This window comes from uncultured Campylobacter sp., assembly GCF_937949835.1.
Classification (GTDB): domain Bacteria; phylum Campylobacterota; class Campylobacteria; order Campylobacterales; family Campylobacteraceae; genus Campylobacter_B.
Genome location: NZ_CALEDC010000217.1, coordinates 1 through 1347, shown reverse-complemented (window position 1 = coordinate 1347; position 1347 = coordinate 1). Strand labels below are relative to the sequence as shown.

2 protein-coding genes are annotated in these 1347 nt (G+C 41.8%); both read left to right on the top strand.

The window, feature by feature from the left end:
- Positions 1–227: 227 nt before the first annotated feature.
- On the top strand, positions 228–1082 hold the full coding sequence (locus tag Q0256_RS05035) for a hypothetical protein (RefSeq protein ID WP_297960671.1): 855 nt from the start codon (positions 228–230) through the stop codon (positions 1080–1082).
- The coding region (locus Q0256_RS05030; protein ID WP_297960668.1) for a hypothetical protein at positions 1079–1347 on the top strand (269 nt) is incomplete at its 3' end. The genes Q0256_RS05035 and Q0256_RS05030, both read left to right, overlap by 4 nt.

Sequence of the window (1347 nt, the reverse complement as noted above, 5' to 3'; positions counted from 1 at the left end):
TCTTAAAAATTTACGAGCTTGAAAAAGAGCTTGAAAATTACAAAATCCTACAAAATGCTCTAAAATCGATGATTGTTTAATGGTAAGAAATCCTTACCATTAAAAATTTTAATTCAAAACATTTTTTGCATTTTTTGTTTTAATTCACAATAAAAACTCTTGACTTATGTTTTATAACCTGATATAATTCCCGCATAAATATTTTAAATCCAAACAAAGGGGATTAAATGCAGTCATTATTCCAAACAGAGCCAACGCAAGTTGAAATTCTAAATTTCCAAACCTTTACTACTGAATATGTGGCGGAACGTTACGGCGTTTCTACAACTAATATCAAAGTCCATAAGCGCGAACACGCCGACGAGATAATCGAGGGTATTCACTTCGTTGTAATCAAAAACGACCGTAATCGCCCCGTCATCAAATGGACGCTACGCGGCATAATAAAACTCGGGATGTTTATCCGCAGTGAAAAGGCTAAGGGTTTTAGACTATGGGCGGAGCAGGAGCTCGAAAAAGCGATTTTGAAGCAGGTGCGGGATTATGCCGCTATACGCAAACAAAATTTAGTTTACGAGGGTGAAATCTCAAACCTGAAAGCGGATGCCGAGCTTGAGGCCAAGAAGCACAGCAAAAAGCTTGCTTACTATAAAGGCGAGATTACTAAGGCTAAAAATGCTCTAGCCTCATATCGCGCTAAGATCACCTCTCGCGCGGGCTTTCCCGCTCGCATAAACGGCGCCGAGCTATCGGCGCTTAATAAGGAGCTAACGGACGTAAAACACGAAGCGATCTCTAATATGTCCGAGGTCTTTCGCCTAAGAGGAGAGATAGAGGATCTAGCGGGCGAGCTAGCCTTAGCTAACGGAACCATAGCCTCTCAAAAAGAATATATCGCCCGTCTTAGCTCTGCCGTGGTGCAAGCAAGCATTGAACAAGCGCAGGCCCCTATAGCTATGCGGCACGAGCTTGAGCTTTTGCAATCAGATCTTGCCTGCTTGCAAAACAAGCTTTCCGCCGCTCTATCAAAGCTAAAAGAGCAAAGCGAAAGCAATAAACTTTATCTAAAGGACGAGCGATGAAAAGCATAGGTGGACGGATTTACCCGAGTGAAGAAGGAGAACTTCTTAGCAAAAAGCAAGAGGCGCAGCTGCAAGAATTAGAGCTCTCTTTTAAAGAGGTCTATGGCGAAGATTTCAATATGGATAAAGTTTTAGATAAGCTTTTATATCTCGATACCCTCTACCCAAGCTATGCGAAAGAGCATTTTAATCCTTTGGGTCTACTTGAAATTTATTGCAGATATTTTAAAAAGGATAGCCCCCACAAAAGACGCAAACGCGCCCG